General features: G+C 71.7%; 25 protein-coding genes. 15 read left to right on the plus strand and 10 right to left on the minus strand.

Translation table 11 applies throughout. The annotated features are described in order from the left end of the window. Positions 1 to 73: 73 nt before the first annotated feature. The 3 genes from HNR21_RS20480 to HNR21_RS20490 are packed head-to-tail and all read left to right on the plus strand — an operon-like array spanning position 74 to position 2,307. Positions 74 to 1,249, plus strand: a complete 1,176-nt coding sequence (locus HNR21_RS20480; RefSeq protein WP_182706439.1) for an MFS transporter — start codon at positions 74 to 76, stop codon at positions 1,247 to 1,249. Then, a complete protein-coding gene (locus HNR21_RS20485; protein WP_182706440.1) occupies positions 1,246 to 2,109 on the plus strand; it encodes an alpha/beta fold hydrolase in 864 nt (287 codons plus the stop codon). The genes HNR21_RS20480 and HNR21_RS20485 overlap by 4 nt, the downstream gene beginning before the upstream one ends. A 15-nt stretch (positions 2,110 to 2,124) precedes the next feature. Then, on the plus strand, positions 2,125 to 2,307 hold the full coding sequence (locus tag HNR21_RS20490; protein ID WP_182706441.1) for a hypothetical protein: 183 nt from the start codon (positions 2,125 to 2,127) through the stop codon (positions 2,305 to 2,307). A gap of 14 nt (positions 2,308 to 2,321) precedes the next feature. Here the strand turns inward: HNR21_RS20490 and HNR21_RS20495 are convergent, their stop codons facing one another. Continuing rightward, positions 2,322 to 4,547, minus strand: a complete 2,226-nt coding sequence (locus HNR21_RS20495; RefSeq protein WP_182706442.1) for an MMPL family transporter — start codon at positions 4,545 to 4,547, stop codon at positions 2,322 to 2,324. Between the two features lie 15 nt (positions 4,548 to 4,562). Beyond that, positions 4,563 to 6,023: an MFS transporter gene (locus HNR21_RS20500; RefSeq protein ID WP_182706443.1), complete on the minus strand. Its 1,461-nt coding sequence runs from the start codon at positions 6,021 to 6,023 to the stop codon at positions 4,563 to 4,565. A 78-nt stretch (positions 6,024 to 6,101) separates the two neighbouring features. Between HNR21_RS20500 and HNR21_RS20505 the strand changes: the two genes are divergently transcribed. The 7 genes from HNR21_RS20505 (at position 6,102) to HNR21_RS20535 (ending at position 11,551) form a co-directional block, all read left to right on the plus strand. Then, positions 6,102 to 6,758 carry a TetR/AcrR family transcriptional regulator gene (locus tag HNR21_RS20505; protein WP_220500230.1) on the plus strand — a complete coding sequence of 219 codons (657 nt, stop codon included), beginning with the start codon at positions 6,102 to 6,104 and terminating at the stop codon, positions 6,756 to 6,758. 349 nt (positions 6,759 to 7,107) lie between these two features. After that, positions 7,108 to 7,716 (plus strand): dihydrofolate reductase family protein, encoded by a 609-nt coding sequence (locus HNR21_RS20510; protein ID WP_182706444.1) that lies wholly within the window; start codon positions 7,108 to 7,110, stop codon positions 7,714 to 7,716. Positions 7,717 to 7,768: 52 nt separating this feature from the next. Then, positions 7,769 to 8,092 (plus strand): YciI family protein, encoded by a 324-nt coding sequence (locus HNR21_RS20515; protein ID WP_182706445.1) that lies wholly within the window; start codon positions 7,769 to 7,771, stop codon positions 8,090 to 8,092. Then, complete coding sequence (locus HNR21_RS20520) at positions 8,089 to 9,327, plus strand: RNA polymerase sigma factor (protein ID WP_182706446.1); 1,239 nt, start codon at positions 8,089 to 8,091, stop codon at positions 9,325 to 9,327. The genes HNR21_RS20515 and HNR21_RS20520 overlap by 4 nt, the downstream gene beginning before the upstream one ends. 434 nt (positions 9,328 to 9,761) lie before the next feature. Beyond that, positions 9,762 to 10,325 (plus strand): dihydrofolate reductase family protein, encoded by a 564-nt coding sequence (locus HNR21_RS20525; RefSeq protein ID WP_182706447.1) that lies wholly within the window; start codon positions 9,762 to 9,764, stop codon positions 10,323 to 10,325. Between the two features lie 204 nt (positions 10,326 to 10,529). After that, complete coding sequence (locus HNR21_RS20530) at positions 10,530 to 10,898, plus strand: transposase family protein (RefSeq protein WP_182708743.1); 369 nt, start codon at positions 10,530 to 10,532, stop codon at positions 10,896 to 10,898. Positions 10,899 to 11,038: 140 nt separating this feature from the next. Then, a complete protein-coding gene (locus HNR21_RS20535; protein ID WP_182706448.1) occupies positions 11,039 to 11,551 on the plus strand; it encodes a GNAT family N-acetyltransferase in 513 nt (170 codons plus the stop codon). A gap of 684 nt (positions 11,552 to 12,235) precedes the next feature. Here HNR21_RS20535 and HNR21_RS20540 read toward each other — a convergent pair. The 4 genes from HNR21_RS20540 to HNR21_RS20555 all read right to left on the minus strand — a co-directional run bounded on the left by HNR21_RS20540 (position 12,236) and on the right by HNR21_RS20555 (position 14,891). Next, the gene (locus tag HNR21_RS20540; RefSeq protein WP_182706449.1) at positions 12,236 to 12,970 is read right to left on the minus strand and encodes a methyltransferase domain-containing protein; all 735 of its coding nucleotides are present in this window, start codon (positions 12,968 to 12,970) and stop codon (positions 12,236 to 12,238) included. Beyond that, positions 12,967 to 13,335 carry an ArsR/SmtB family transcription factor gene (locus HNR21_RS20545; RefSeq protein ID WP_182706450.1) on the minus strand — a complete coding sequence of 123 codons (369 nt, stop codon included), beginning with the start codon at positions 13,333 to 13,335 and terminating at the stop codon, positions 12,967 to 12,969. The genes HNR21_RS20540 and HNR21_RS20545 overlap by 4 nt, the downstream gene beginning before the upstream one ends. Before the next feature lie 102 nt (positions 13,336 to 13,437). Further along, the gene (gene arsB / locus HNR21_RS20550; protein WP_182706451.1) at positions 13,438 to 14,580 is read right to left on the minus strand and encodes an ACR3 family arsenite efflux transporter; all 1,143 of its coding nucleotides are present in this window, start codon (positions 14,578 to 14,580) and stop codon (positions 13,438 to 13,440) included. Beyond that, the gene (locus tag HNR21_RS20555; protein WP_182706452.1) at positions 14,577 to 14,891 is read right to left on the minus strand and encodes an ArsR/SmtB family transcription factor; all 315 of its coding nucleotides are present in this window, start codon (positions 14,889 to 14,891) and stop codon (positions 14,577 to 14,579) included. Before HNR21_RS20555 ends, arsB begins: the two co-directional genes overlap by 4 nt. A gap of 150 nt (positions 14,892 to 15,041) precedes the next feature. Between HNR21_RS20555 and HNR21_RS20560 the strand changes: the two genes are divergently transcribed. Continuing rightward, a complete protein-coding gene (locus HNR21_RS20560) occupies positions 15,042 to 15,443 on the plus strand; it encodes an arsenate reductase ArsC (RefSeq protein ID WP_182706453.1) in 402 nt (133 codons plus the stop codon). A gap of 87 nt (positions 15,444 to 15,530) precedes the next feature. Here the strand turns inward: HNR21_RS20560 and HNR21_RS20565 are convergent, their stop codons facing one another. Continuing rightward, positions 15,531 to 15,917, minus strand: a complete 387-nt coding sequence (locus tag HNR21_RS20565) for an ArsR/SmtB family transcription factor (protein ID WP_182706454.1) — start codon at positions 15,915 to 15,917, stop codon at positions 15,531 to 15,533. A 94-nt stretch (positions 15,918 to 16,011) separates the two neighbouring features. Here HNR21_RS20565 and HNR21_RS20570 point away from each other — a divergent pair, with 94 nt between their 5' ends. Further along, the gene (locus HNR21_RS20570) at positions 16,012 to 17,109 is read left to right on the plus strand and encodes a flavin-containing monooxygenase (RefSeq protein WP_182706455.1); all 1,098 of its coding nucleotides are present in this window, start codon (positions 16,012 to 16,014) and stop codon (positions 17,107 to 17,109) included. A gap of 6 nt (positions 17,110 to 17,115) precedes the next feature. Here the strand turns inward: HNR21_RS20570 and HNR21_RS20575 are convergent, their stop codons facing one another. Then, the gene (locus HNR21_RS20575) at positions 17,116 to 17,481 is read right to left on the minus strand and encodes an ArsR/SmtB family transcription factor (RefSeq protein WP_182706456.1); all 366 of its coding nucleotides are present in this window, start codon (positions 17,479 to 17,481) and stop codon (positions 17,116 to 17,118) included. 203 nt (positions 17,482 to 17,684) lie between these two features. On the opposite strand from HNR21_RS20575, the gene HNR21_RS20580 reads away from it, so the two are divergent. Next, entirely contained in the window at positions 17,685 to 18,158 is a 474-nt protein-coding gene (locus tag HNR21_RS20580) for an ArsI/CadI family heavy metal resistance metalloenzyme (RefSeq protein WP_182706457.1), read from the plus strand. A 110-nt stretch (positions 18,159 to 18,268) separates the two neighbouring features. Here HNR21_RS20580 and HNR21_RS20585 read toward each other — a convergent pair whose 3' ends face one another. Continuing rightward, positions 18,269 to 19,009 carry an SDR family oxidoreductase gene (locus HNR21_RS20585; protein ID WP_182706458.1) on the minus strand — a complete coding sequence of 247 codons (741 nt, stop codon included), beginning with the start codon at positions 19,007 to 19,009 and terminating at the stop codon, positions 18,269 to 18,271. A gap of 37 nt (positions 19,010 to 19,046) precedes the next feature. On the opposite strand from HNR21_RS20585, the gene HNR21_RS20590 reads away from it, so the two are divergent. Next, positions 19,047 to 19,739 carry a TetR/AcrR family transcriptional regulator gene (locus HNR21_RS20590; protein ID WP_220500231.1) on the plus strand — a complete coding sequence of 231 codons (693 nt, stop codon included), beginning with the start codon at positions 19,047 to 19,049 and terminating at the stop codon, positions 19,737 to 19,739. Positions 19,740 to 19,793: 54 nt separating this feature from the next. Here HNR21_RS20590 and HNR21_RS20595 read toward each other — a convergent pair whose 3' ends face one another. Beyond that, positions 19,794 to 20,789, minus strand: a complete 996-nt coding sequence (locus tag HNR21_RS20595; RefSeq protein WP_182706459.1) for an aldo/keto reductase — start codon at positions 20,787 to 20,789, stop codon at positions 19,794 to 19,796. A gap of 127 nt (positions 20,790 to 20,916) precedes the next feature. Between HNR21_RS20595 and HNR21_RS20600 the strand changes: the two genes are divergently transcribed. After that, a complete protein-coding gene (locus HNR21_RS20600) occupies positions 20,917 to 21,777 on the plus strand; it encodes a helix-turn-helix transcriptional regulator (RefSeq protein ID WP_182706460.1) in 861 nt (286 codons plus the stop codon). Positions 21,778 to 21,806: the final 29 nt, after the last annotated feature.

A 21,806-nucleotide genomic window follows, 5' to 3' on the forward strand; every position in this document is an offset into this window, starting at 1 on the left:
GACAAGTTAGGTTCGATCTGCTCATGATCTAACCGCTGTAAGTCGATTAGATAGTTAGAAGGGCTGGGGTGCGATGGATCGGGTGACCGGGGCGGCGCTGGCGGCCCAGGCGGTGTCCTTCGGCCTGAACTTCTCGGCCGGGGTCTTCTTCGCGCCGGCCTCCGGCTCGTACGGGCTGGCCGCCGCGACACCGGCGATCGCCGCCGGGCTGGCCGTCGCGCTGACCGGTCCCGCACAGCCGGTGGTGGGCATGCTGCTCGACCGGCTGGGGGCGCGGAGGGTCCTGCTGGCCGGGCTGACGCTGATCTCCGGCAGCTATGTGGCGCTGGCGGCGGTCCAGCAGACCTGGCAGTTCATCGCCGCGTACGTGCTGCTCGGCGGGCTGGGCTTCGCGGCCTCCTCCAGCCTGGCCGTCACCACGCTGATCGGCCGTGCGCACGGCGACCGGGCCGGCGGCCCCCTGGCCCGCGCCTCGGTGGGCGTCAACCTCGGCCAGCTGCTCGCCCCGTGGGCGGCGACCGCGCTCTTCCAGCCGGTCGGCGTACGGGGCGCGTACCTGACGCTCGGGCTCGCCGGGCTTCTGGTGACCGCCGTTCTCGCCATGGTCCTGCCCCAGGACCGCGGTGACCCGGCGCCGGCCCGCCCCGCCGGCGGCCTCCGCGGCAGGCGCCGGGTGCTGGCGTCCTTCGCCCTGCACTCCGCGACGCTGTACACGCTGCTCCTGCTGCTGCCCAAGTACGCCACCGAACTGGGCTGGTCGGCCGTGCAGGCGGGGCGGCTGGTCTCCGTCGGCGCGGTCGCCGCCGGGATCACCGCCCTGACCGTGGCCCGGCTGCTGGGCCGGTTCGGTCCCGAGCCGATCCTGCGCGCGCTGCACCTGACCCGGGCCGCCGCGCTGGTGCTCGCGGCCACCACCACCGACCCCCGCGTGCTCGTCGCCGTCGCGGTGATCTTCGGGGCGGCCTCGTTCCCCGTGATCCCGCTGACGATGGCCCTGCTGACCCGCGACCTCGGCGGCGCCCGGCTCGGCCGCGCGCTGGCCCCGGCCTGGCTGATCCACCAGGTCTCGGCGGGAGCCGCGCTGGCCGCGGCCGCCGCCGTCCACACCCTCACCGGCGGCTACCGGGGCTTCTTCGCCCTCGGCGTCCTGCTCAGCCTCACCGCCGCCACCCTGGTCGGCCCGGCCGCACGGCCCGCACCGGCCACCGCAGACCCCGGCAGAACACTCAGAGAGGAAACAACACGATGATCGTCCGGCACCGCACCGTCCAGATCCAGGGCCTCCCGGTCTTCTACCGCGAGGCGGGCGACCCGGCGAACCCCGTCCTGGTGCTGCTGCACGGCTTCCCCACCAGCTCGGCGATGTTCCGCACCCTGATGCGCGACCTGGCCGACGACCACCACCTCATCGCCCCCGACCACATCGGCTTCGGCCAGTCGGCGATGCCCCTGGTGACGGAGTTCGACTACGGCTTCGAAAAGCTCACCGAGATCACGCTCGGCCTGCTCGACGAGCTGGGCCTGGACCGGTTCGCCCTCTACATCCAGGACTACGGCGCCCCCATCGGGCTGCGGATCGCCGGCCGCAACCCGGAACGGGTGACCGCGATCATCAGCCAGAGCGGCAACGCCTACATGGAAGGGTTCACCCCCTTCTGGGACGTCCTGTTCGCGCACGCCAAGGACCGGGCCGCCAACGAGGCCGCCGTCCGTGCCCTGCTGGAGCCCGACGCGACCAAGTGGCAGTACACGCACGGAGTGCCCGCCGACCGGCTGGACCGGCTGTCCCCCGACACCTGGACCCTCGACCAGGCGTACCTCGACCGCCCCGGCAACAAGGAGATCCAGCTCCAGCTGTTCTGGGACTACCAGTTCAACCTCGACGCCTACCCGGCCTTCCAGGAGTACTTCCGCAGGCACCGGCCGCCGACGCTGGTCACCTGGGGCCGCAACGACGAGATCTTCGGAGCCGACGGCGCCCGCGCCTACGCCCGTGACCTGCCGGACGCCGAGATCCACCTGCTGGACGCGGGCCACTTCGCGCTGGAGACCCACGGGCCCGAGATCGCCGCCCACATCCGCGACTTCCTCGGCCGCGTCCTGCGCTGAGCCGCCCGATCCCCGGTGGGGCCGCCATCGCAGGGTGGCGGCCCCACCGGGGGACACGGCGCGTTCTCCCTCGCCGCAGGACTCGGAGCGGTCCTGGGCGGCGCCATCGCGATCCGGCTCGGCTACGCCCGCACCACCACCGCGCCCCTGATCGCCGCCGTGCTCCCGCTGCTGAGCGTGCTCGCCCTGCCGGGCTGATTCATAGGCCGCGGTCATTCCTCCTTGAGGCCCATGCGGGCGTGCAGGCGGCGCAGAGGCCCGGGAGCCCACCAGTTGGCGTGGCCGAGCAGCCTCATGGTGGCGGGGACCAGCAGGCCGCGCACCAGTGTGGCGTCGACCAGGACGGCGAGCGCGAGCCCGGCCCCCAGGAGCTTGAGGATGCTCAGCTGCGAGGTGGCCATGGCGCCCAGCACGGTGGCGACGATCAGGGCGGCCGCGGTGATCAGCCGTCCGGTGCGTTCGACGCCGAACGCGACGGCGCGGGTGTTGTCCCCGGTGGCCAGGTACTCCTCGCGGATCCGCGACAGCAGGAACACGCTGTAGTCCATGGCCAGGCCGAAGGCGACGCAGAACATCAGGATCGGCACGGTGAGCTCCAGCCACCCGGTGTGCACGAAGTCGCCGACGAGCCACTTGAGATGCCCGTCCTGGAAGACGTACACCATGGCCCCGAAGGAGGCGGTCAGGCTCAGCAGGTTGGCGACGAGCTGCTTGACCGGGACCACCACGCTGCCGGAGAACAGGAAGAGCAGCACCAGCATGCTGACCACGATGATCGCCAGGGCCCACGGCAGCCGGTCGGCCAGCATCCGCTTGGTGTCCACCAGGGTCGCCGCGTCCCCTCCCACCAGGGCCGGTACGGGGGCGTCCAGCGCGCGCACCGCCCGGACACGGCGTTCGGCGGCAGGGGAGCTGGGCGCGGTGTCGGAGAGCACCGACAGCCAGGTCGACCCCTGCGCGTGGAAGGCCCCCGAAGGCGGAGCCACCTGCCGGCCGTCGGCGAAGGAACCGACGGCGCTGTCGACGCGTTCGGTGCCCGGGAGGGTGGACAGGCGCCGGGCGTAGTCGGCCAGGTCGGCGGCGCGCCGGGCGGGGTCCAGCCCCGGCAGCGCGATCACGACCGGGGCGGTCCCGGCGCCGGTGAACTCGTGGCGGACGACGTCGGCGGCCGTCTGCGCGGGGTTGTCGCGCGGCAGCACCCGGTCGTCCATGAGCCCGAACCTGGCCTGGGTGAACGGCAGCGCCAGCACGATCAGCAGCACCGCGACCGAGGCGCCCACCGCGACGGGACGGCGCATCACCCACAGCGCCAGCCCCTGCCACCCGCCGCCACCGCCGGACCGCCGGCGACGTAGCCGGGCCAGCGGGTCGAACCGGTCGATGCGGCGCCCGATCAACGCCAGCAGCGGCGGCATGACCAGCACGGACGCCGCCGCGGACATCCCCACCACGGCGATCCCGGCATAGGCCAGCGAACGCAGGAAGTAGATGGGGAACACCAGCAGGGCGGCGAAGGAGAGCATGACGGTCAGCGCCGAGAACACCACCGTCCGGCCCGCGGTGCGCAGGCTCACGACGACGGCCTCGACGACCTCGCGCCCACGGCCGAGCTCCTCGCGGTAGCGGGTCACGATGAACAGGCTGTAGTCGACCGCCAGGCCGAAGCCGAGGGCGGTGGCGATGTTCAGCGCGAAGATCGACACCGGGACGACCTCGGTGAGCAGGCGCAGCACCACCAGGGTGCCCGCCACCGAGACCACCCCGACCAGCACCGGCAGCCCCGCGGCCACCAGCGAGCCGAACGCGATGAGCAGGATGAGGAGGGTCAGCGGGGCGGCCAGCAGTTCCGCCCGGGTCAGGTCCTCGGCGCTTTGGCGTTCGACCTCCTCGTTCACGGGGGCCGGGCCGGTCGCCCGCACCTGCAGCGGCCCGTTCCCCTCCACCAGGCGGGGCACCAGGGCATGGGAGGTGCGGTTGACGGTGTCCTCGTCACCGGCGAGCTTGATCAGCACGAGCCCGGTGCGGCCGTCGGCGGCGCGCAGGGAGGCGTCGCCGGTGGTCCAGTAGGACCGGACGTAGACCACTCCGGGCGAACCGGCGGCCCGCCGGACGAGCGCCCGCCCGGCGGCGGCCGCCGGTCCGGCGGCGATGTCGCCGTCGGCGCGGACGACCAGGATGAGATTGGGCGAGCCGGCGCGGAACCGCTCGGCCAGCATGCGGTCGGCACGGACCGACTCGAAGGAGTCGGCGGTGTATCCGCCGGCCGACAGGTGTTTCTCCAGGCCGCCGCCGGTCACCGCCGCGAGGATCGCGAACAGGGCGGTCAGGAGCAGGGCGACGCGGTGGCGGCCCGCCAGGGCCCGCGCGATCGACGCCAGCCGGCCTGCTGGGACGGTCGAGGAGCGCACCGCGTCGCGGCGCACAGTGGATGTGGACATTCCGACTCCTGGAGGTCAGCGCCGGCCGGTGGATTGCGCGGGCGCGTCGGCGGCGGCCGGTTCCGGGGCGGCCGCCGCGCGGTTGCGCAGCAGGGTGAGGGTGAGGAGGCAGCCGAGGGCGGCCAGTGCGGAGGCGGCGGCGAAGCCCGCCTGGACGCCGTCGACGTAGGCGCTCCTGGAAGGCCGTTCCGGGTCTCCGGTCACCGACGCGGCGAGCAGGAGCAGCGCGGTGACGCCGATGCCGGAGCCGACGCGCTGGGCGGTGTTGACGATGCCGGCGGCGATGCCGGTGTCGGCCTTGTCCACCGCGGTGACGGCCGGGACGGTGACGCCGACGAACGCGGCGGGCAGGCCGATGCCGAAGAGCAGGGCGGCGGGCAGCACGTCGATGACGTAGGAGCCGTGTTCGGGCAGTCGTGCGAACCAGCCCATGGCCAGGGCCTGCAGCGCCAGCCCGGCGGCGAGCACGCCCCGTGCCCCGATCCGCTTGAGCGCGTACGGGATGAGGGTGCGGGAGACGGCGATGTTGACCGCCGCCACCGGCAGCACCGCCAGCCCGGAACGGGTCGGGCCGTAGCCCTGGGTGTTCTGCAGGTAGAGGGCCAGCAGGGCGAACGCGGGCACGTGCGCGGCGCCGACCAGCGCGTTGACCACCGCCGAGCCGGTGACCTCGCGGACGCGGAACAGCCGCAGCGGCATCAGTGGATGGGGGCTGCGGGCCTCGATCGCCACGAACCCCGCCAGCAGGGCCAGCCCGGCGGCCAGCAGGAGCCAGGCGGCGGCGCGGGTGTCCGGCTCCTCCATGGCGCCGACCGCGTAGCCGGTGAGCAGCAGCGCGACGGTGCCGGTGAGCGCACCGGGCACGTCCAGCCGTCTTGCCGCACCCGCCGGACGCGGCGGGTCGTCCGGCAGCACCCGCCCGAGGAACGCCAGCGCCACGACGCCCACCGGAACGTTGATCCAGAAGATCGCCGGCCAGCCGAGTCCGGCGGTCAGCGGCCCGCCGGCGGCGGTGCCGATCGCCGCGCCCGCCGCGCCCATCGCGCTGCACACCCCGAACGCCCGGCGGCGCGCGGCGGGCTCGGTGAACGTGGCGGTCAGCAGCGCGAGCTGGGCCGGGACGACCACGGCCGCACCGACGCCCTGCAGCGCCCGCGCGACGACCAGCAGCCAGGCCGCCCCGGCCAGCCCGGCCAGCGCCGACGCGGCCGTGAACACCGCCAGCCCCGCCGCGAACACCCGGCGGGGACCGAGCAGGTCGGCGGCCCGCCCGCCCAGCAGCATGAACCCGCCGAACGCCAGCAGGTAGGCGTTGGTCACCCAGCCCAGCCCGGCCTCGGTCAGCCGCAGCTCACGGCCGATCTGCGGCAGCGCCACGTTCAGCACCGTGGTGTCCAGGAACACCACCAGCTCGACGGCGGTGATCAGTACCAGGGCCGCCGTCCCGCCCACGGGCGCACGCGTCTTCGCGGTCATCGCCGCACCTTTCGCTAGAGCATTGCTCTAGCGAGAGTTCCACTAGAGTGTTGCTCTAGTCAAGTGAAGGGACGGCACATGGCGGCTTCGAGGAACACCGGGGTGCGGGCGGCTCGGGCGGCGGCCAACCGGGCGCGCATGCTGGCGGCGGCGCGGGACCTGTTCATCGCGCACGGCTACACGGCCACCACGATGAAGGCCATCGCCGAACAGGCCGGGATGGCCGTGCAGACGCTCTACTTCACCTTCGCCACCAAGCGGGCGATCCTGTCGGAGCTGCTGGACGTCGAGATCGCCGGTGACACCGAACCCGTCGCCACCCTCGACCGCCCCTGGGTCGCCGAGGCGCTGGCCGCGGCGCCCGCCGAGCAGATCCGCCTGCAGGTGGCCGCCGCCGGACAGATCCTGGCGCGCGTCACCCCGCTGCTGGAGGTCGTCCGCTCGGCGGCCGCGACCGATCCGGAGATCGCCGAGCTGTGGCGCACCAACATCTCCCAGCGGCACACCGTGCAACTGCGCCTGGCCGAGGCCCTGGCCGGCAAGACCGCCCTGCGCGCCGGCGTCGACGCCGCCCGCGCCGCCGACATCGCGCTCGCCGTGCTGGCCCCCGAGACCTACCACCTGCTGGTGCACGAACGCGGCTGGAGCCCGGACGCATGGGAACGCTGGGCCGCCGACGCGCTCACCCGGCAGCTGCTGCCCGATGCCCCGGCGCCGGAAGGCCGGGCCGGCTGAAGCGTCCCTCCGGCGGCCTCGCCTCGGGAGACCCGTGCCTCGCCGCTGATCACGGCTCTTTCGGGCGACCGGTGGGGCTCATCGCTCGTCGTCGAGCCGTTCGACGCCCGCCACCACTGGTCAGGATCTTCGCGGCCGACCTGGTCCACGAGCTTGTCCGCACTGGGCGCGCTTGAGGTGGTGGAGCGCGGTCGCGCGGCGCTGTCGTGCTGTCGAATCGCTGACGACCGGCGTCCGGGAAAGTTCTGCAAAGAAATCCGGGGAGGCGGTGTCGGATCGGGGCGGTGGTGTTCGTAGCAGGGGTGAGGCCGCCCACAAGGGGCGGCGCCGAGGCGAAGGAACCGCGATCATGAAGCTGACGACCATGACCCAGGTCACCCTCGATGGAGTGATGCAGGGAAACGGCGCCGCGTCGGACGATCGCAGGAACGGATTCGAGCGCGGCGGATGGGCCCGGGGGAAGGGCGACGACGAGACCCGGGCGTTCATCACGCAGACCTACCAGCGCGCAGAGGCGTTCCTGTTCGGCCGGCGCACCTACGAGTTGTTCGCCGGCTCCTGGGGATCAATCGACCGGATGCGCGCACATCCCATCGGCGTGGCCTTGAACGAGGCTCCCAAGTACGTTGCCTCGACCACGCTCACCGCGCCGCGTTGGGAGGACACGACCGTTCTCCGCGGTGACCTCGCGGCGGCCATCAGTGAGCTGAAGGCCAAGCCCGGGGATGAGCTGCAGGTGCACGGCAGTGGCGCCCTGATCCGGTGGCTGCTGGAGAACGACCTGGTCGACGAGATGACTCTGATCGTGATCCCGGTGATCCTCGGCCAGGGCGCGAGACTGTTCCCGCAGACCGGTCCGGATCTCGCGCTCGACCTGGTCGAGTCGCGCGTCGACTCCAAGGGCGTGACGATCCAGGTCCACCGGCCGGCCGGGTGCCCTCGGTACGCAACGGCCTGAAGTCCCTACCACCGAACCACGCTGTCTTGACACCACAGGAGATGATCTTCAGATGCGGTACCTGGTTTCCGTGATCGATGACAAGAGCAATCCCGGCAGTACGGACAGGCAGCCTGCCATCAGCGCGTTCAACGAACGACTGATCGCCGAGGGCTACTGGGTCTTCGCGGGCGGACTCGCGGACACCGACGCGGCCACGGTCGTCGACAACCGGGGCGAGCAGGCGGTGTTCAGCGACGGGCCTTTCGTGGAGTCGAAGGAGTACCTCGCCGGCGTCTGGGTGTGGGAGGCCCCCGATCTGGACGTGGCGCTCAAGCTCGCCGCCGAGGCGTCGAAGATCTGTGATCGGAAGGTCGAGGTGCGGCCGTTCCTGTGAGCGACGTCGACGTCTGCGAGGCGATCACCCGGGTCCACCACGACGAGTGGGCGCGGATAGTGGCCGCCTTGACCAGACGTTTCGGTGACCTCGACATCGCCGAGGAGGCGGCCGCCGAGGCGTTCGCGACCGCCGTGGAGCGGTGGCCGGCCGACGGCGTACCGCCCAACCCGGGCGCGTGGCTGACCACCACCGCCAACCGCAAGGCCATCGACCGGATCCGGCGTGAGAACAAGCGCGACGACAAGCACAGGGAGGCTCAGATGGTGTACGACGACCCGCCCGAGCCTGTCGGCGCCATCGACGACGACCGGCTCCGGCTGATCTTCACCTGCTGTCACCCGGCGCTGGCGGTGGAATCGCGCGTGGCGCTGACGCTGCGCATGGTCGGCGGTCTGACCGTGCCCGAGATCGCCCGCGCCTTCCTGGTGCAGGGGACCGCCATGGAGCGGCGCATCACCCGCGCGAAGGCCAAGATCAAGGCGGCCCGCATCCCCTATCGGATGCCGTCCGCCGACGATCTGCCGGCACGCGTCTCCGGCGTCCTGGCCGTCCTGTTCCTCGTCTTCAACGAGGGCTACCTGGCCAGCGGCCCCGGCACCGATCCCGTACGACACGACCTGACCGCCGAGGCGATCCGGCTCACCCGCCTGATCCGCGCGCTCCTGCCGCAGGACGGAGAAGTGGCCGGCCTGCTGGCGCTGATGCTGCTCATCGAGGCCCGCCGCCCCGCCCGGGTCTCGGCAAGCGGCGAACTGGTCCCCCTGGCCGAGCAGGACCGCGGCGCCTGGGACGCGGAACTGATCGCCGAAGGTCATCGGCTGGTGCGCGAGCGCCTGGCCGCTGCCGCCGCCGGGGCGGCTCCGGGCCGCTATCAGATCCTCGCCGCGATCAACGCCGTGCACACCTCCGCCCGCGACGTCCGCGACACCGACTGGTCGCAGGTCCTCGCCCTCTACGACCAGCTCGTCCGCCTCGACCCCTCGCCGATCATCGCCCTCAACCGGGCCATCGCCGTGGCCGAGCTCGACGGGCCGGAGGTGGCACTGGCCATCGTCGACCGCCTCGCCGAGACGTTGGCCGGCTATCACGCCTACCATGCCACCCGCGCCGACCTGCTGCGCCGGCTGGGCCAAAGCCGGCAGTCACGCGCGGCTTACGACCGGGCCATCGAGCTGGCCGGCAACACCGGCGAGACCGCCTACCTGACCCGCCGCCGCGACCAACTGCAGTAGCGCCCTGCCCGAGCACCCGGTCACCGCCCGCCGCGGCGATGCGCACCTCGGCGGCGATCCGTGGTCTCAACGCCTCGCCCACCTGACCCGACGCACCCCAGAGGGCTCGGACACCGCAGTGCCGATGTGAACCACGGCCAGCCACCCCCGGCTGCCTGCTGATGATCTGATCCGAAGGCGGAATCCCTGTCTGATGATTCGTAGAGTCATCACCAGGTGCCGGTGACGGAGCCCCTGCAACAGCCCCGTTGGGGTCCACATGACGGGCCACTCGGCGCCGCATGCTTTGCACGACTGGCCTTGTCGACCTGCTGAGGTTTTCTCAACGCCATGATCTGGTGAGGTGACTGGGCCCAGGAAGTCCCGTGGGCCGCGATGAGTTCTGTGGCGTCCGGTGGTCGTACTGTCGGACTCGTCACCGGGGAGGGCTTGTGATGCGTAGCGTGACCTATTCGATGAACGTCTCCCTGGACGGCTACATCGCCGGGCCGGACGGCGGCTTTGACTGGACGGTGCCCGGCCAGGAGGTCTTCCGTTCCTGGATCGAGGAGATACGCCAGGTCGGTGTCCATCTGCTGGGGCGGCGGCTGTATGAGACGATGCTGTACTGGGAGAGCGCCGAGCAGGATCCCTCGCTGGATGAGGCGGGGCTGGAGTGGGCCGGGCTGTGGACGCGGCTGCCGAAGGTGGTGTTCTCCACCACGCTGCCGGCGGTGCGGGGCAAGGCCCGCCTGGCCACCGGCACCCTGGCCGAGGAGATCCAGCGGTGGCGGGCCGAGCCGGGACAGGGCGACATCGCGATCGGCGGCGCGACGCTGGCCGCCGAGGCGGCCGCGCTGGGGTTGATCGACGAGTACCGGGTCAGGGTCTACCCGGTGCTGGTCGGCGGGGGCGTTTCGTTTTTTCCCCAGCGCGAGCGGCGGGTGGATCTGGACCTGGTGGAGACCCGCACCTTCGACTCGCACGTCGTCTACCTCCGCTACCGCGTGGCGCGCTAACCGACTGGACCGCCGAACCCCTGGGAAGAACCGGCCGGCCAGTGACCTCGTCCCATGCCGCCATGCTCGACGTCCCACGCCACGTCGTGGACCACCTACGTCATCCTGGACGGCGCCCTGCCGGTATTGACCGTCTGTCCGGGGCGAACGACCGGTTGTACTACTCGGCCAAGCACCGGCGACACGGCGTGAACGCCCCAGTTCCTGACCGATCCGCATGGTGAGCTGATCTGGGCCGCGGTGGCGCTGCCGGGCTCGACCCACGACCTGACCGCAGCCCGCGACCACGGCATCGTCGCCGGTCTGACCGCATGGGCGATCGCCGGCTACGCCGACAAGGCCCATCAGGGGGCGAGCGGCGCGATCAGTACGCCCTGCAAACGCCACAAGGGCCGCAAGCTGGGAAACCGCAAGAAGCTGTACAACCGGTACCACGCCAAGGTCCGCGCTCCGGGCGAGCCCGGCGCCGCCACGCTCAAGAAGTGGCACATCCTCCGTAAGGCCGGCTGCTCACACAGCCGCCTGATCGCCATCATCCAGGCCATTCTCACCCTCTGCCACCAGGCCGGGTGAGGATGGAATCAGCTCCGTGCCGAGGGGCACTCGTTCGCGCGAAAACTACTACCGCACCGGAAGGTCTGTGGTTCGGCCCCGTCCCTGCCCGCACCAGCCGGGGATGGCCCGCGGCATTCGCGCAGCATTAGCCTGGCCCGATGGCAGACGATCATGGAATCCGCATCCGGCCGGGGACACCGGCTGACGTCGAGGACGCCGCGATGATCGTGAGCGTTGCCGACTCCGCCCGTGGCACGACCCCGCTCGCGGGCGAGCAGGACCAGGCGACGACCAGACGGAGACTCGCAGATCCCGCCACGTTCTTCGTGGTCGCCGACAGTCCGCACGCGGGCCTGATCGGTGTGGCCGCGGGCATGGACGGCCGTGAGAATGGCGGGCGCGGACCGTTGATCCCGGGGCTCTGCCACGTGAGCATGGTCGCCGTGCTGCCGGCACACTGGGGACAGGGCATCGGCAAGCGTCTGCTCAGCGCTCTCATCGCCGAAGCTCACCGACGGGGCTTCGAGCAGATCCAGCTGTTCACCCACCTCACCAACACCCGAGCGCAAGCCCTCTATGAGGGACTCGGGTTCGCCCGGACCGGTGAGACGGCCCTGTCGGAGAGCGGAGAACAGATCGTTCGCTATCTGCTGTCCGGCACCTGCCAGTGACAGAACGGGCCAACAGGAACGCGGAACCCCCGGCGGCATCGACGGTGCGCGGCGAAAGGGCTGTGAGACGCTCCGTGTATTGATCGGCGCATCCGGACCAGGAGGCTGACTTCTCGTCACCAGCGTCGGATCACCCAGAGGGCAAAGGCTCCAGATCCGGCCGTCCTCGCACGCGTCCCCCTGCCGCCGATGGACGGGGCCCCGCGCCGGGGAGGCACGCCCTGGGACGGCGTGCAGCGCCGCGCCGTCGCCGCGTCACCCGCCACCCCCTGGTCGCGGTCACCCGCGGTGTCACGGCCAGATCCACCTCATCGACACCTCGGCCGATGCGGAACCGCGCACGCTCGACCTGCCCACCCCCTTCGAGGAAGGCGGCCACATGGCCCTGGTCGCAACCGACGACGGCCTGGCGGGAGACACCGTCGGCCGCTGAGCCATCCGATCGCTCGCCGCCCGCCCCGGCAGCCGGCCTGATCGCGGACCAGAGGGCGCAGTAGGGCCTCGCATGCGGTGGCCTGCCGGGCGCTGGGCGTGTCGCAGTCGTGATTCTGCGACGCGCCTTCTCTGCACTGCCACGGAGGTCATGGCCTGCCGGTTCTGAGCCGCTGCTTCGATGGCGATGATGCGCTGGACAGGTACGGCGGCGCGGCACGTTCGTGAGAAGGCGCTGGTCGGAGGACTGGTTCAGGGGCGAATGGCCTGCACGATCGCTGAATGCAGGCCGCTGCCGGCGTCGCTGATGATCGTGATGGTCACGTCGGTGAAGCCGGTCCGGATCAGCAGGTGGCGGTACTGGTCGGTGGTGAGGGTGCCGCGGGCGCAGCCGACGCGTTGTTCGGCGGCGGCTCGCTGGTCGGGGTCGAGGCCGTCCTCGGCGATGACGTCGCTGATGCCCAGGCGGCCACCTGGGCGCAGGACCCGGAAGATCTCGGTCAGCACGCGGGGTTTGTCGGCCGAGAGGTTGATGACGCAGTTGGAGATGACGACGTCGACCGTGGCGTCGGACAGCGGGATGTGTTCGATGTGCCCGTGCAGGAAGTGGGCGTTGCCGGTTCCGGCTTGGGCGGCGTTGGCGCGGGCCAACTCCAGCATGTCCTGGCTGGCGTCCAGGCCGTAGACGGTGCCGGTGGGGCCGACGCGGCGGGCCGACAACAGCACGTCCAAGCCGCCGCCTGAGCCCAGGTCCAGCACGGTCTCGCCGGGTTGCAGGTCGGCGACGGCCAGCGGGTTGCCGCAGCCGAGGCTGGCGCGCAGCGCGGCTTCGGGGATCGCGTCCCGCTGGTCGGCGGTGGTGTAGGCGGCGGCGCCGAAGCAGGCCTGAGCGGGGTCGGGTTCGGCGTCCAGGGGAGTGCCGCCGGCCTGGGCGAGGCGGGCCAGCCCGGAGTAGCGCTCGATCACCGGATCGTGGTCGTGGGTCATCGGCGGGCTCCGTTCGCGGTGTCGGCGGGCGGCTGACATGTGGGGGCGGTGGGTGCGGGACGACCCATGACGATGTCGGCGGCGGTGGGGAAGCAGTCGATGCAGGCGTCGTTGATCCGGTAGTAGCGGGCGGTGCCGCGGGCCTCGGCGAGCACGAAGCGGACCTCGGCCAGCACCTTGAGGTGAGCGGAGACGGTGGACTGGCCGACGTCGACGAACTCGACGATTTCGCCGACGTTCATGGGGCGGCCCTGGCGGGCCAGCAGCGAGACGATCTGGACGCGGGTGGGATCGGCCAGGGCCTTGAACCAGGAGGCGTACTCGGCGGCGGTGGGCCGGTCCAGCGGCCCCTTCTCACGATTCATCGTTCATCGACGATAAACGATGAAGTTGCGGGGAGGGAAGCCTTCGGCTCCGAAAAGCACCGCGCCGCCGGTCCCGGAGGAACGGCGGCGCGGGGCGGGAGGTCAGGTCTGCGGAGCGGTCGCCGGGGTCGGGGTGCGGCTGCGCAGCCATAGCGACACGTACACCAGGGCGACCAGGACGGGCACTTCGATGAGGGGGCCGACGACTCCGGCCAGGGCTTGGCCGCTGGTGACGCCGAAGGTGGCGATGGCCACCGCGATGGCCAGTTCGAAGTTGTTGCCGGCGGCGGTGAAGGCCAGGGTGGCGGTGCGCTCGTAGGTCAGGCCGATGGCGCGGCCGAGGGCGTACGAGCCGCCCCACATGAGCGCGAAGTAGGCCAGTAGCGGGACGGCGATGCGGGCGACATCGGCGGGCCGGCCGGTGATGGTGTCGCCTTGCAGGGCGAACAGGATGACGATGGTGAACAGCAGCCCGTACAGCGCGAGCGGGCCGATGCGCGGCAGGAAACGGTTCTCGTACCAGTCGCGTCCCTTGGCCTTCTCGCCGGTGCGGCGGGTCAGGTAGCCGGCGGCCAGCGGGACGCCGAGGAACACCAGCACGTTGACCGCGATCTCGCCGACGGAGATGTCCAGGCGGTCCTGGGTCAGGCCCAGCCGGCCGGGCAGCACGTCCAGGTAGAACCAGCCCAGCGCCCCGAACGCGACGACCTGGAAGATCGAGTTGAGGGCGACCAGGACGGCGGCGGCCTCGCGGTCGCCGCAGGCCAGATCGTTCCAGATGATGACCATGGCGATGCAGCGGGCCAGCCCGACGATGATCAATCCGGTGCGGTACTCGGGCAGATCGGGCAGGAGAAGCCAGGCCAGCGCGAACATCACCGCCGGGCCGATCACCCAGTTCAGCACCAGGGAGGAGACCATCAGGCGGCGGTCGCCGGTGACGGTCTCCAGGCGGTCATAGCGGACCTTGGCCAGCACCGGATACATCATCACCAGCAGCCCCAGGGCGATCGGCAGCGAGATCCCGCCGATCTCCACCGCCGACAACGCGGCGCCCAGACCGGGAACGACCCGGCCCAGCAACAGACCCGCCGCCATCGCCGCCATGATCCACACCGGCAGGAACCGGTCCAGCCTCGACAGCCTGCCGACCAGATGACGCCCCAGATCACCGCCGGATCCGCCGGGCCCGCCGGCCGGATCTGGTGCGGGCGCGCCCGCGGCGGGTCGGCTGGTCCGGGTCATGTGCAGGCCCTTCGGATGTCGTCGTCGTAGGCGGTGCGGGCGGCCTCCGCCAGGGCGGCGTAGCGGTCGGCGAGCTGCTGCAAGGGTTCGGGCCGCAGCCGGTAGTAGGTGAACCGCCCGCACGGCTCGGTCTCCACCAACCCCGCCTCGCGCAGCACCCGCAGATGGTTGGAGATGTTGGTCTGCCGCGCGCCGGTCTCGGCCACCAGGTGGCAGGTGCACAGCGCCTCACGCGACAGCAGCTCCACGATCCGCGCCCGCAGCGGGTCGGCCAGCAGCCGCGTCACATCATTTTCAACTGACATCACCATGGGCTGATACGTTAGCAGCCGGTGGAGCCGCAGGTCGCAGTCATGCGGTTCGCGCCCGCATCGGTGAACGCGTCCACCGGATACCGCCCGAACCCATCGGCGACCTGCCGGCCGTCCGCAGGTGAAACGCAACGAAGGAGACCCCGCCCGATGCCCGACAAGCCCAGTGTGCTGTTCGTGTGCGTGCACAACGCCGGCCGCTCCCAGATGGCCGCCGCCTACCTCACCCACCTGGCCGGCGACCGCATCGAGGTCCGCTCCGCCGGATCCGCCCCCGCCGACCAGATCAACCCCGCCGTCGTGGCGGCCATGGCCGAAGAAGGCATCGACATCTCCGCCGAAACCCCCAAGATCCTCACCGCCGAGGCCGTCCAGTCCTCCGACGTGGTCATCACCATGGGCTGCGGCGACGCCTGCCCCTACTTCCCCGGCAAGCGCTACCTCGACTGGCAGCTCGACGACCCCGCCGGCCAGGGCCTGGACGCCGTCCGCCCCATCCGCGACGAGATCCGCAGGCGCGTCGAGGACCTGATCGGCGAGCTGAAGGGCTAGCGAACACCACCGTGCCCGCGCCCGCCGCACGCTGTGGCGGCTGGAACAGGACGGTGCCGGTACCGTCGAGAACCTGTACGGCTCCCGCTAACCGCTCGCAGGCGGGCAGCAGGTGCGCAGGTAGGTCTGCAACTCGGTCAGGGATCGCTCGATCGCGGTGGTGTCGACGCGGTAGTAGACCTGCTTGCCGTCCTTGCGGGAGGTCAGCAGCCCGCCGCGGCGCAGCAGCGCGAGCTGCTGGGAGGCGGTGGGCTGGGCGATGCCCAGGCGTTCGGCCACGGTGCCCACGGTCAGTTCGACGCCGCCGGCGAACAGTTCCAGCATCTGCTGCCGCTGCTCGCCGGCCAGCGCCTTGAGGAACTCGCGGGCCCCGGGGCCGAGCCGCACGGCGTCCGGTCCGCATCCGGCCCCGTCGTCCGGGCCGCATGCCGCGTCCACCGGCACGCCTGCCGGTCCGGTCGCCGGTTCGGTCATCGCCGCAGCCCCTCCTGTCGTGATCGCCGTCCGGCCTACCCTACACAACCCATAGTCATATTGACATATTATAAACTAACAATACGATGTGGTCATGCCCACGACTACCGCGCCGCTGGTCATCATCGGCGGCGGCCAGGCCGGACTGGCCACCGCCCACACCGCCCGTACCCTCGGCATGAACTCCGTGGTCTTGGAGGCCGCCGATCGGGTGGCCGGCTCCTGGCCGCACTACTACGACAGCCTGACCCTGTTCTCCCCGGCCCGTCGCAGCGCCCTGCCCGGCCTGGCGTTCCCCGGCGACCCCGACGGCTACCCGACCCGTGACGAGGTCGTCGCCTACCTGGCCGACTACGCCGCCCGCCTGGACGCCGACATCCGCACCGGTCACCGCGTCGAGAAGGTGATCGCGGCCAGTATGGGCGGGTTCGAGATCGTCACGGTGGGCGGTGAGGTGTTCGCCGCACCGCTGGTGGTCGCGGCGACCGGGGCGTTCAGCCGCCCCCACCGGCCGGCGCTGCCGGGGCTGGACTCCTTCGTCGGAACGGTGCTGCACTCGGCGGAGTACCGGCGGCCCGAGCCGCTGGCCGGCAAGCGCGTGGTGATCGTGGGCGGTGGGAACTCGGCGGTGCAGATCGCCATCGAGCTGGCCGACCACGCCCGCGTCACGCTGGCCACGCGGTACCCGCTGCGGTTCATGCCGCAGAAGGTCTTGGGCAGGGACATGCACCTGTGGCTGGCCTGGACCGGCCTGGACACCGCCGGATGGGCCCGGCCACTGCTGACCGGAGGCCAGGGCACCCCGGTGTTCGACACCGGCGCCTACCGGGCCCGCATCGCCACCGGCAATCCCGACCGCCGCCCGATGTTCACCCACCTGGACGGCGACCAGGTCGTGTGGGACGACGGAGTGCGCGAGCGCGTCGACGTGGTCCTGCTGGCCACCGGCTATCGGCCCGGCGTGGACTACCTCGCCGACCTGAACGGCGCCCTGGACGACGCCGGGCAGCCCCGGCATCGCGGCGGCATCTGTCTCACCCACCCGGGGCTGGGGTTCGTCGGGCTGGAATGGCAGCGTTCCTTCGCCTCCGCCACCCTGCGCGGTGTCGGCCCGGACGCCCGCCACGTCCTGAACCACCTGCTCAGGCGGCGAGCCCGCGCCGGGCGTGCCCCAGCACGCACCCGCAGGTGAACGGGCTCAGGCGTCGACGAACGCCGACAGGGCGAACAGACCCGACAGCCGGGTCAGCGCCTCGGGGATCACCCGGTAGTACACCCAGGTCCCGCGTCGCTCACCGGTGATCAGCCCCGCCTGCCGCAGCACCTTCAGGTGGTGGGAGATGGTCGGCGCGGTCAGGTCGAACGGGCCGGTCAGGTCGCACACGCAGGCCTCGCCGCCCTCCTGGGAGGCGATCAGGTTCAGCAGCCGCAGCCGGACCGGGTCGGCCAGGGCCTTGAACACCTTCGCCAGCTCGGCCGCCTCTTGCTCCGACAGCTGCGGACCGCTCAGCGGAGCGCAGCACCCCGCGGTGGTCACGTCCTCCAGCGCCAACGACTTAGACATGCCTCTAATTTGACATCCATCTATGTGTGGAGGCAAACTCGGCTCATCACCTGATTAGACGTTCATCTAAACAAGAGGGGATGTGCCGCCGCCTGCCGGGCGGCCGCCCGCATCGACCACGCCCGCACCCGCGCCTTGGCCGCAGGGCCGGGCCGCCCCTGGTGATCCCGCCGGGTCACCCGTTCGCACCAAGGAGGATCGCGATGTCCCGCGTCCAGCTCGCTCTGCGCGTGTCCGACCTGGAAGGCTCGATCGCCTTCTACTCCAAGCTGTTCGGCACCGAGCCGGCCAAGATCCGCGACGGCTACGCCAACTTCGCCATCGCCGAGCCCCCGCTCAAGCTCGTCCTCATCGAAGGTGAGAACGACGAGCCCACCCGCCTGGACCACCTGGGCGTCGAAGTGGAGGACTCCGCCCAGGTCCACGACGCCGCCCGGCGCCTGGCCGACGCCGGCCTGGCCACCTTCACCGAGAACGACACCTCCTGCTGCTACGCCGTCCAGGACAAGGTCTGGGTGCACGGCCCCGGCAACGAACCGTGGGAGGTGTACGTGGTCAAGGGCGACGCCGACACTCTCGCCAAGGTCGACGACTCCGCCTGCTGCGCCACACCCGCCGAGAACGCCGAGCGAGCACCGGGCGAGGCGAAGGCCGCGGTCGGCTCCACCTGCTGCTGACGCCCACCCGCCTGTCCCGACAACGCCGCAATGACTGCTGCGTGTGATCGTGCGCGCGTGGTCACCGTCGTGGAAGGCCGCTCGTGCGCGTCGTGGGTGAACGGCCGCGGTCAGGCCATGCCGCCGTTGGCGAACAGGACCTGGCCGTTGACCCAGCGGGCCGGTCCGGCGAGGAACGCGACGGTCTGGGCGATGTCCTCCGGGGCGCCGAGCCGTCCCATCGGGTTCATCGAGGCGATCTGGTCGATCAGCTCCTGGCTCTTGCCCTCGAGGAACAGCGGGGTGGCGGTGGGGCCGGGGGCGACGGTGTTGACCGTGATGTCCCTGCCGCGCAGCTCGCGCGCCAGGATCAGCGTGATGCCCTCCACGGCCGCCTTGGACGCGACGTAGGCGCCGTAGGAGGGGAACTGCGTGCGTGTCACCGACGTGGAGAAGTTGATGATCGCCCCGCCCGGACGCAGCCGGTTGGCCGCGAGCCGGCAGACGACGAACGTGCCGCGGACGTTGGTGCGGTACATACGGTCCAGGTCCGCCAGAGCCAGCGTCGCGATGGGCGACAGCACCATGATCCCGGCGGTGTTGACGACGACGTCGATCCCGCCGAAGGCGGCCTCGGCGGCGTCGAAGGCCGCGGTCATCGCCTGCTCGTCGGCGACGTCTCCGCCGACGGCGATCGCCTGGCCACCGGACTCGGTGATCTGGCGGACGGTCTCGTCGGCTCGCGCCGCGTTGCCGGCGTAGTGCACGGCCACGGCGAAGCCGTCGGCGGCCAGGCGCTCGACCACGGCGCGGCCGATACCGCCCGATCCGCCGGTGACGAGCGCCACCCGCACTGCGCTGTTGCTGCTCATGGCCGTCCCCCCGATAGGATATGGACAATCTGTTCATATGCGAGCCTACGCGGAAATGAACAAGCCGTCCACAAATGGGGTGGAGATGTCCGAGAACGTTCCCGGCCGGCCCGGCCGAGGCCGGCGACCGGCCGCGGAGGTGCGCGCCGCCGTGCTCGCGGCGGCAGGGCGCATCCTGCTGCGGGACGGCCTGCAGGCGGTCACGTTCGACCGGGTGGCGACGGAGGCGGGAGCGAGCAAGACGACCCTCTACAAGTGGTGGCCGTCGCCGGGCGCGCTCGCGGCCGAGGCGTACTTCACCCGGAGCCGGCGGGTGCTGGACTTTCCCGACACCGGCGACCTGCGCGCCGATCTGATCGCCCAGCTCCGCGCGTTCGTCGGCTGGCTGAAGGACGAGGGGGCGGAGAAGCCAGTGTCCGAACTCGTCGGCGCGGCCCAGATGGACCCTGATCTCGCTCGGGCCTGGTCGGAGAACTACGCACAGCCCCGCCGCGAGCTCGCGCGCGAGCGTCTGCGCGTCGCCCAGCGGCAGGGCCAGCTGCGCGCGGACGCCGACCTCGACGTCATCGTGGACCAGCTGTGGGGCGCCTGCTACCACCGGTTGCTCGTACTCAAGGTGCCCTTCGACGAATCGATCGTTGAGCGCCTGGTCGACCAGGCGCTCAACGGATCGGCACCACGCCGGGCGGACCACCCGGAACCGGCCACTGCACGTCAACGCACCAGCTGACCCTCGGCCCGGCCCGCTGGAACGACAGGCTCACACCTGCTCCCGGAGGCGGGCTCAGTTGCCCACGCCGAGGCCGGACATGAACGCGGGCGGGTATCGGTCGCCGCGCGCCGAGCCCGGCGGCACCGCCTTCTCGATCTCGGCGAGGTCGTCGGTGGTGAGGCTCAGTTCCATCGCGGGCAGCGCCTCGGCCAGCCGCTCGCGGGTGCGAGCGCCGACCAGCGGCACGATGTCCTCGCCCTGTGCGGCCACCCAGGCGATGGCCAGCTGGGCGACGGTGCACCCCTTCGCCTCGGCGACCCAGCGCAGAGCCTCCACCAGGGCGAGGTTGTGCTCCACGTTCCCGTTGGAGAACCGCGGGTTGAAGGCGCGGCTGTCGCCGGGGTCGGCGGTGCGGCCGGGGGTCCAGTGCCCGGAGATGAGGCCGCGGCCGAGGACGCCGTACGCGGTCAGGCCGATGCCCAGCTCCCGCAGCGTGGGCAGCACCTCCGCCTCCACCGCGCGGGAGATCAGCGAGTACTCGATCTGCAGGTCGGCGACCGGGTGCACGGCGTGCGCCCGGCGGATCGTCGCCGCATCGACCTCCGAGAGGCCGAGGTATCGCACGTACCCGGCGTCGATCATCTCCTTGATCGCGCCCACCGTGTCCTCGATCGGCACCGCCGGGTCCAGCCGGCCGGGACGGTAGATGTCGATGTGGTCGGTGCCCAGCCGGGTCAGCGAGTAGGCCAGGAAGTTCTTCACCGCCTCGGGACGGCCGTCCGGCCCGCCGAACTCGCCGCCCGGCCCCCGCAGCATGCCGAACTTGACGCTCAGCGTGTAGCCGTCCCGATCCCGGCCGCGCAGCGCCTCGGCGAGCAGCAGCTCGTTGTGGCCCATGCCGTAGAAGTCGCCGGTGTCGATCAGCGTGACGCCGGCCTCCAGCGCGGCGTGCACGGTGGCGATGCTCTCCGCGCGGTCGGCCGGGCCGTAGACGCCCGACATGCCCATCGCGCCCAGGCCCAGCGCGGAGGTGACTGGTCCGGTGCGGCCCAGGGTTCGTGTCTGCATCAGGTTCTCCCTCGTTCTCGATGTCGTCCCCGACCCTGCGCCCGGACCGGGACGCGCGGGAGCGGAGCGTTCATCGTGGGAGAGCCGCTCCCTGGTTCGGCTCCCCGCCGCGAGGGACCATGGGGCCATGCAACGTGACCAGCTCGCCGACTTCCTGCGCCGCCGCCGCGAGGCGATCCGCCCGGCCGAGGTGGGCCTCGCCGACGGTCCCCGCCGCCGCACCACCGGCCTGCGCCGGGAAGAGGTGGCGATGCTCGCCGGCATGTCGGTGGACTATGTCGTGCGCCTGGAGCAGGGCCGCAGCAGTCAGCCCTCGACCCAGCTGCTCGGCGCGCTGGCCCGGGCGTTGCGCCTGTCCGACGACGAGCGCGACTACCTGTTCCACCTGGCCGGTCACCGGCCCCCGCCCGCCGACCAGGTGGCCCGCCTGGCCCGCGCCGGCCTGATCCGCATGCTCGACCTGCTCGGCGACACCCCGGCCCTGGTGCTGTCCGACCTGGGCGAGGTCCTCGCCCAGAACCGGGCGTCCGTCCTGCTGATGGGCGACCACACCCGCTGGTCCGGCGACCGGCGCTACGTCGTCTACCGCTGGTTCACCGACCCCGCCGCCCGCGCCGTCCACCCGCCCGAGGAGCAGGAGCGCCACGCCCGCCAGTTCGTGGCCGACCTGCGCGCGGCCGCCGGCCGCCGGTCCGGCGACCCCACGGTCGCCGGACTCGTCGACCGGTTGCGGGCCGCGAGCGCCGGCTTCCGGCGGCTGTGGGACGAGCACGAGGTGGCGGTCCGGCGCGCCGACCGCAAGACCTTCCTGCACCGGCGGGTGGGCCGCATGCTGATGGACTGCGAGACCCTGGTCACCCCCGACCAGGGGCAGCAGCTACTGGTGCTCACCCCGGCGGACGCCGAGGCCCGCGAGCGGCTGGAACTGCTGCGGGTGCTCGGCATCGAGGAGTTCCCCACGGAGGCAACGGACACGTCCGCACGGTGAAGCGGCCGACCACCGGCACCGGCTCGGCA

The organism is Thermomonospora cellulosilytica (assembly GCF_014138835.1).
GTDB lineage: Bacteria > Actinomycetota > Actinomycetes > Streptosporangiales > Streptosporangiaceae > Thermomonospora > Thermomonospora amylolytica.